Origin of the sequence: Acidisphaera sp. S103, assembly GCF_009765975.1 — a bacterium.
In the GTDB taxonomy this organism is placed as follows: Bacteria; Pseudomonadota; Alphaproteobacteria; order Acetobacterales; family Acetobacteraceae; genus Rhodopila.
The window spans coordinates 72,047-79,152 of sequence record NZ_LMUJ01000092.1 but is presented as its reverse complement, the minus strand read 5'-3'; the positions used below and the strand labels follow the sequence as shown (position 1 = coordinate 79,152).

The following is a 7,106-nucleotide window of genomic DNA, read 5'->3' as shown; positions in this document are numbered from 1 at the left end:
CCCCGCCGAGGCGCCGGACTCCCCGATGCAGGCCGACCGAGTCCTCGCATTGTCGCAGCAGGAGACCCGAATCCGTGCGGCGCTAACCTTGCTGCCGGCGGAGCAGGCCGATGTAATCCGCAAGGCGTTCTTCGAGGACAAGGTGCATGCCGAAATCGAAAAGGAGCTTGGCATTCCCTTGGGAACCGTGAAATCACGCCTGCGTCTCGCGATAAACCGCTTGCGTTCGGTGCTGGGAGACCTCGGATGATCCACCATCACCCCACCGAGACGACATTGGCGGCCTATGCGGCCGGCACGCTGCCGGAGGCGCTGGCCATCGTGACCGCGACCCATATCGGTCGGTGCGTGGCCTGCCGGCGGTCGCTGGAAACACTGGAGGCCACCGGCGGCGCGTTGCTGGAGGGAATGGCACCCGTCGCGATGGCCGGCGACGCGTGGGACCGCCTGCTGGTTCGGGCCGACGAACCGGCTCCCCAGCCGCCGCGGATCCTGAATCCAGAACTGCCCGCGCCGCTCAGCCGGGTGACCTTCGGCCGCTGGTGGCCGATCGGCTTCGGCATGCGCTACCGTCCGCTGCGTGCCGCCGGCGCCGCCTGGGGTGGCCTGCTTCTGGCCTCACCCAACCGCTCACTGCCGAGCCACGGCCATGCGGGCCGGGAACTGACATGCATCCTGTCCGGCAGCTTCGCCGACGGCACCGGCGTTTATGAGGCGGGCGATCTGTCCGAACCGGTCACCGATCACGATCAGCCACCGGTCGTGATCGGGACGGAACCCTGCCTCTGTATCATCGCTTCAGAGGGTATGCGGCTGCGTGGCCTTCTCGGTTTGGTGCAGCGCATGATAGGACAATGACGCCGTGACGGCGCGTTGGTTTCTGGGATTCGTGATGTTCAGCGTGCTGTCCGCCTGTTCCCCCGTCACCGTTCTGAATGCCTTGGCGCCCAAGGCTGGCGTCATTGAGACCAAGAATGTCCGCTACGCGCCTGGTGATCGTCACGACCTGGATATCTACGCACCGCGCAGCGAAAAAGCGGCTCCGGTCGTCGTGTTCATCTACGGCGGCGGCTGGAAGGACGGCAACAAAAGCGAATATCGCTTCGTCGCGGCGGCCCTGGCGGCACGCGGTTTCCTGACCGTCGTGCCGGACTACCGGCTTTTTCCACAGGTGCGGTTTCCGGTCTTCTTGCAGGACAACGCCGCGGCGGTTGCCTGGACGAAGGCGAATGTCGCCCGGTATGGTGGCGATCCGCACCGGATATTCCTGATGGGGCACTCCGCCGGCGCCTACAACGTCGTCATGCTCACGCTCGACCGGCAATGGCTCGGAGCCGTCGGACTGAACCCGGATCGCGACATCGCCGGCACGATCGGCTTGGCCGGCCCATACGACTTCCTGCCGTTCCACGATCCGGAACTGGAGGACATCTTCGCCCCCGCCGGTGATTTGCGCCTGAGCCAGCCGATCACCTTCGCACGCGGCGATGCGCCGCCGCTGTTCCTCGCCACCGGCACCGCCGACACGACGGTGCTGCCGATGAACACCGACCACCTGACGGCGGCGATCCGCCGGGACGGCGGCGTAGCGGAGGAACGGCTTTATCCCGGGGTCAACCACATCAAAATCATCGGTGCGATGGCCGGCCTGCTCCATTGGCTCGCGCCATCAATGGCGGATGTGGCGGGATTTCTGGACCACTATGCGGTCCGACCTTCGAACGCCGCCACTGATCGCGAACCGGTCGAGGCTTCGATGGCCCACCGATGATCGTGTTCGACCGGCCCGAAAAATTGCCTCAATCCTGCGCAAATTCTCCGGATTTGCCGCCGGCCTTGTGCGTCACCCGCAGTCCCTCGATCCGCATCGACCGGTCTACCGCCTTGCACATGTCGTAGACCGTCAGCGCCGCGACGCTGGCGGCCGTCAGTGCCTCCATTTCCACCCCGGTTTGCCCGGTCGTGCGCACGGTCGCGGTGATGTCCACTGCGTTCGTCGCCGTATCGGTCTCCAGATCGACTTTCACCGACGTGATCGGCAGCGGGTGGCACAACGGAATCAGATCAGCCGTCCGCTTCGCCCCCATGATCCCGGCCAAACGAGCCACACCCAGCACATCGCCCTTTTTCGCGCTGCCCTGCTGGATCATCGCCAGCGTGCCCGCCGCCATCACAACCCGAACCTTGGCCGTCGCCGTCCGCGCCGTCACCGGCTTATCGGACACATCGACCATGGCCGCATTGCCGGCCTGGTCGAAATGCGTCAGCCCGCTCATGCTGCTGCGTCACCAGCCGGCGGCCGATCGCCCAGCAGTGCCCGCACTGCAGCCGACACGTCGTCCTGCCGCATCAGGCTCTCGCCCACCAGGTAGCAATTCGGTCCCACCGCCGACAGCCGCCGCAAATCGCCGGTATCGCGGATGCCGCTCTCCGCGATCAGGAACCGATCCGGCGGGACCAACGGCGCCAGTTCCTCGGTCACCGCGAGATCGGTGACCAATGTCTTCAAATTGCGGTTGTTGATCCCGATCAGCGATGTCTCCAGCAGCAGTGCCCGATCCAACTCCTCCCGGTCATGCACCTCCACGAGGACATCCAAATCGAGGCTCATGGCGACCTGCTCCATCTCCCGCGCCTGGGTATCCGTCAGCGCCGCCATGATCAGCAGGATGCAGTCGGCCCCCATCGCCCGGCTTTCGTAAACCTGCCAGGGATCAAGCATGAAATCCTTGCGCAGCACCGGCAGCTTCACCGCGGCACGGGCCGCTTTCAGATGCTCCGGGTCGCCCTGGAAATGCACCCGCTCCGTCAACACGGACAGACAGGTCGCACCACCCGCCTCATAGGCCCGAGCCAGCGACTCCGGGTCGAAATCCGGCCGGATCAGCCCACCGGACGGCGACGCCTTCTTGATCTCGGTGATCAGCCCGTAATGGCCGGATGTCGTGGCCTGCTTCAGCGCGTAGCCAAATCCCCGCGGCGGGTCATGCCGGGCGATGATCTCCGATCGCAGGGCGTCGATCCCACGCGCGGCCTTGCGCATCGCGACATCCGCGCGAACATCAAGGCTGATGCGAGCCAGTACATCCGGCATCGCGGTTTGATCGTCTGCCATCGGGCTTCCCTAGGATACGGTAACGGCGCTGACCCGCCGCAAGGTCTCCAACGCGGCGAAGGCAGCCCCGGATGCGATGGAGCGGTCCGCCAGGGACACGCCTTCGCGCAAATCGCCGGCCTGGCCGGCTGCGATCAACGCGGCGGCGGCATTCAGCAGCACGGTGTCGCGGTAAGCACCCCGAGCGCCTTGCAACATTGCCTCCAGGGCCGAGGCATTGAAGCCGGCATCGCCACCCTTGATTGCCTCGATCGGTGCGCGCGAAAGACCGGCGTCCTCGGGTTCCACCACGAAACTGGCGATGGACCCATCCCGCAGCGCCGTCACGTGATTCTGACCGGCGACGGTCAGTTCATCCAGTCCCATCCCATGCACGATCCACGCGGCCTGGTGCCCCAGCGCCGCCAGGGTTTCCGCCATCGGCCGGGTCCAGTCGGGGGAGAACACCCCGGTCAATTGCCGCCGCACACGAGCCGGATTGGCCAGCGGGCCGAGCAGGTTGAAGATCGTGCGGGTACCAAGCTCGACCCGAGGACCCGCCGCATGCCGCATCGACGGGTGATGCCGTGGCGCGAACAGAAACACGCAGCCGGCCTCCGCCAGGATCGCCGACAGCGACTCGATCGGCGCATCGACGTTGACGCCCAGCGCGGTCAGCACGTCCGCTCCACCGGTGCGTGACGACAGTGCCCGATTGCCGTGCTTGGCCACCTTCACGCCGCAGCCGGCCACCACGAAGGTCACCGCCGAAGACACGTTCAACGTCCCCGCGCCATCGCCGCCGGTGCCGCACACGTCGATCGCACCGTCCGGCGCCTCGATCGCGGTCATCCGCGCCCGCATTGCCCGGACCGCACCGGTGATTTCGGCCACTGTTTCGCCGCGCAGTCGCATCGCCATCAGCAGCGCGCCGATCTGCGCGGGCGTGGCCTCGCCGGACATGATGACGTCGAATGCGGCCTCCGCCTGGTCGTCCGTCAGGGTTTCGCCGGCGGCAAGTCGGGCGATCGCCGGTTTCAGGTTGACGGACATGGCTCAGGCAGCGCGAGCGGGCGCGTTGGTGCCACGCACCAAAGCCAGGAAATTGGCCAGGATGGTATGGCCGTGCTCGCTGGCGATGCTCTCCGGATGGAACTGCACACCGTGGATGGGCAGCGCGCGGTGGTGCATCGTCATGATCAGGCCGTCATCCGTCCAGGCGGTCGGGACCAACGTCTCGGGCAGCGTGTCCCGGTCCACGATCAGGCTGTGATAGCGCGTGGCCTTGAATGGCGAGGGCAGGCCGCTCAGCACACCGGCACCGTTATGGGTGATCTCGGAAACCTTGCCGTGCATCGGCGTCGGCGCACGCACCACTTTGCCGCCGAACGCCTGGCCGATGGCCTGAAGCCCCAGGCAAACGCCGAACAGCGGGATTTTCCCCGCCGCGGCGACGATCAGGTCGAGGCAGATCCCGGCCTCCGTCGGCGTGCAGGGGCCCGGCGACAGCACGATCGCCTCCGGCTGCATCGCCAGCGCGTCGGCAACGGACAGCTTGTCGTTGCGCCACACCTCACACTGGGCGCCGACGTCGCCCAGGAAATGGTAGAGGTTGAAGGTGAAGCTGTCGTAGTTGTCGATGAGTAGGATCATGGCGGCGCATCATTGGTCCGGCGGCGCGCGGCGGTCAATCACGGATGCACGGTGACGTTGACCCGTAACCAAATCGATAGAGTCCGATGCCACAATGGCCGGCAACGCGGTCAGGCCGAGGCCTGTCGGTGGATCGATAGCCGAGAGAACCAAATCCGATGAAACCCTTAAACCCGCTCAGGGTCCTGTTGCTGCTGCTTGCCACGGCCATACCGGCGCATGCGGAACCGGCGCTCTGGGTCGCTCGCAGTCCCACCGCGACTGTGTATCTGTTTGGTACGGTTCATATGCTGAAAGACGACCTCGCCTGGCGATCGCCGCGCATCGATCGCGCACTGGCCGCGTCCCAGGATCTTTGGCTTGAAACGGAAAACGCGTTCGATGCCGCCGCAATCGCCCCCTTTATCCGGCAATACGGAACCGATGCCGCGCATCCCCTGTCGACCAAATTGAACACGGTCGAACGCACGCGACTGCAAACCGTCGTCGACCGCGATGGCTTGCCCCCGATTGCTCGGCTCGAACCGCTTCGTCCCTGGCTGGTAGCCCTGTTCATCGAGATAAGCGGTCTCCAGAAGATTGGTTACGATCCGAATCATGGAGTCGAGAAAATTCTAACAGCGGAAATGACCGAATCCGGGCGGCCAACCCACGGCCTCGAAACGACCGAGGCGGCGCTCAAGTATTTCACTCACCTGCGGCCGAAGGCCGAGCTTCAGATGCTGGACGAAGCTATGGACGATGAGAAGGAAGGCGCCTCCAAGATCAACGCTATCGTCGCCGCATGGGCAGCCGGGAATGTCGACCTGATTGGCAAACTGGTCGACGCAGACGCGGCTGCCAAGGAGCCGGAGGCCTACCAGGCCCTGATCGTCGATCGAAACATCGCCTGGGCCGCCCGCCTGCGCGATCGCCTGAAAGGCACGGGCGTGAGTTTCGTGGCCGTCGGCGCGGGCCATCTCGCCGGTCCCGACAGCCTCCAGTCGCAGCTTGCCAGTCTTGGCATCACGGTGAAACGCGAATAACCCCGACGCAGCCCTTGCGGCCCGCCGTGGAACCGCCAGACTCCTCGTAGCGGCGCAAGAGGACACCCATGGCCGACGACGATGTCGAGATCACTGGCGAAATTCGCGACAAACTGATCGAACGCAAGCAGGACTGGGCTCGGCAGGGCCGGTTGCTGACCGGCACGACCGCTGACCCGGAACGCGACCGGCTACCGCCCGGACAGCGGTTGGTGAAGGATTGGCCGGTACTCGACCTGGGCGCCGAACCGAACGTCACCGAACAGAAATTCCGCCTCGACGTCGATGGTGCGGTGGAAAACCGGCTCAGCCTGCGCCTTGATGAGTTCATGGCGCTGCCGATGACGGAAAGCCTCTCCGACATGCATTGCGTCACCCAATGGTCGCGCTACGACAACCACTGGAAGGGCGTCTCGGCTCGGGATCTGCTGGCGATCGTCCAGCCGAGGCCCGAGGTAAACCACGTCATCTTCACCGCCTGGGACGGCTACACCACCAACATCCGCCTGGACCAGTTCGACCAGCCCGATGTGTTCATCGTCCATCAGTGGGAAGGTAAGCCGATCTCGCGCGAACATGGCGGCCCGGTGCGCATGCTGGTCCCCCGGCTGTATCTTTGGAAATCAGCCAAGTGGCTGCGGCGCATCCACTTCACGATCAGCGATCACCCAGGATTTTGGGAGGTCCGCGGCTACCACAACAACGGCGACCCGTGGCTGGAGGAGCGCTATGGTTGAACCGACACGCCGAACCATACTGGCATTGACCGGAGGAGTATTCCTGATGGCTGCGGACAAGGACGAAGTCGCCTGGGCATTCAGCTTTCCCGCGATCGACGGCGGGGTACTGGACCTCGCCACCTTCAAGGGCCGTGTGCTACTGGTGGCCAACACCGCCAGTTTCTGCGGCTACACCTACCAGTATGACGGCCTGGAGAAGCTCAACACCGCAAAATCGGCCGCCGGCCTGACGGTGATCGGTGTCCCGAGCCAGGACTTCAATCAGGAGTCGCCCGATAACGCGACGGTGAAGACCTTCTGCGAGACCCGGTTCGATATCGATTTCCCGCTCGCGGCCATCTCGCACGTCAAGGGTGCCCAGGCGGCACCGTTCTACGCCTGGGTCGCGGCCCAGAGGCAATGGCAGCCGGCGTGGAATTTCAACAAAGTGCTGATCGGCCGCGACGGCCGCATCGCCGGGACATTCGGATCAGGCGACGAACCGGACGGCCCCGCGCTATCCGCTGCCATCGCCGCCGCCCTGTTACGGGCGGCTTGAACATGCGGTCGCCCGGGGTTGTTTCAAGCTGAAGCAATTACGCTCCAGGTACGAGT

General features: G+C 65.0%; 10 protein-coding genes. 6 read left to right on the top strand and 4 right to left on the bottom strand.

Annotation, left to right across the window (positions count from 1 at the left end; all coding sequences use genetic code 11):
• The 3 genes from GSQ89_RS30055 to GSQ89_RS30045 all read left to right on the top strand — a co-directional run.
• Positions 1 to 250 (top strand): sigma factor-like helix-turn-helix DNA-binding protein (locus tag GSQ89_RS30055; protein WP_305782262.1); only part of this gene is annotated, 250 nt, incomplete at its 5' end.
• Positions 247 to 858 carry a ChrR family anti-sigma-E factor gene (locus GSQ89_RS30050; protein ID WP_158931792.1) on the top strand — a complete coding sequence of 204 codons (612 nt, stop codon included), beginning with the start codon at positions 247 to 249 and terminating at the stop codon, positions 856 to 858. The genes GSQ89_RS30055 and GSQ89_RS30050, both read left to right, overlap by 4 nt.
• 4 nt (positions 859 to 862) lie before the next feature.
• On the top strand, positions 863 to 1,771 hold the full coding sequence (locus GSQ89_RS30045; protein ID WP_216856482.1) for an alpha/beta hydrolase: 909 nt from the start codon (positions 863 to 865) through the stop codon (positions 1,769 to 1,771).
• A gap of 28 nt (positions 1,772 to 1,799) precedes the next feature.
• Here the strand turns inward: GSQ89_RS30045 and moaC are convergent, their stop codons facing one another.
• From moaC to GSQ89_RS30025, 4 genes are read right to left on the bottom strand one after another with little or no spacing between them, the layout of a single operon-like run.
• A complete protein-coding gene (gene moaC, locus GSQ89_RS30040; protein WP_158931791.1) occupies positions 1,800 to 2,276 on the bottom strand; it encodes a cyclic pyranopterin monophosphate synthase MoaC in 477 nt (158 codons plus the stop codon).
• Complete coding sequence (gene trpC, locus GSQ89_RS30035; RefSeq protein ID WP_158932016.1) at positions 2,273 to 3,094, bottom strand: indole-3-glycerol phosphate synthase TrpC; 822 nt, start codon at positions 3,092 to 3,094, stop codon at positions 2,273 to 2,275. The genes moaC and trpC overlap by 4 nt, the downstream gene beginning before the upstream one ends.
• Before the next feature lie 30 nt (positions 3,095 to 3,124).
• Positions 3,125 to 4,147: an anthranilate phosphoribosyltransferase gene (trpD, locus tag GSQ89_RS30030; protein WP_158931790.1), complete on the bottom strand. Its 1,023-nt coding sequence runs from the start codon at positions 4,145 to 4,147 to the stop codon at positions 3,125 to 3,127.
• 3 nt (positions 4,148 to 4,150) lie between these two features.
• Positions 4,151 to 4,747, bottom strand: coding sequence for an aminodeoxychorismate/anthranilate synthase component II (locus GSQ89_RS30025; protein ID WP_158931789.1), 597 nt, complete (start codon positions 4,745 to 4,747; stop codon positions 4,151 to 4,153).
• A 158-nt stretch (positions 4,748 to 4,905) separates the two neighbouring features.
• Here GSQ89_RS30025 and GSQ89_RS30020 point away from each other — a divergent pair, with 158 nt between their 5' ends.
• From GSQ89_RS30020 to GSQ89_RS30010, 3 genes are all read left to right on the top strand, one after another.
• Entirely contained in the window at positions 4,906 to 5,772 is an 867-nt protein-coding gene (locus GSQ89_RS30020) for a TraB/GumN family protein (RefSeq protein WP_158931788.1), read from the top strand.
• A gap of 68 nt (positions 5,773 to 5,840) precedes the next feature.
• The gene (locus GSQ89_RS30015; RefSeq protein ID WP_158931787.1) at positions 5,841 to 6,509 is read left to right on the top strand and encodes a sulfite oxidase-like oxidoreductase; all 669 of its coding nucleotides are present in this window, start codon (positions 5,841 to 5,843) and stop codon (positions 6,507 to 6,509) included.
• A gap of 46 nt (positions 6,510 to 6,555) precedes the next feature.
• Positions 6,556 to 7,050 carry a glutathione peroxidase gene (locus GSQ89_RS30010; RefSeq protein ID WP_254073428.1) on the top strand — a complete coding sequence of 165 codons (495 nt, stop codon included), beginning with the start codon at positions 6,556 to 6,558 and terminating at the stop codon, positions 7,048 to 7,050.
• The last annotated feature ends 56 nt before the right edge of the window (positions 7,051 to 7,106 follow it).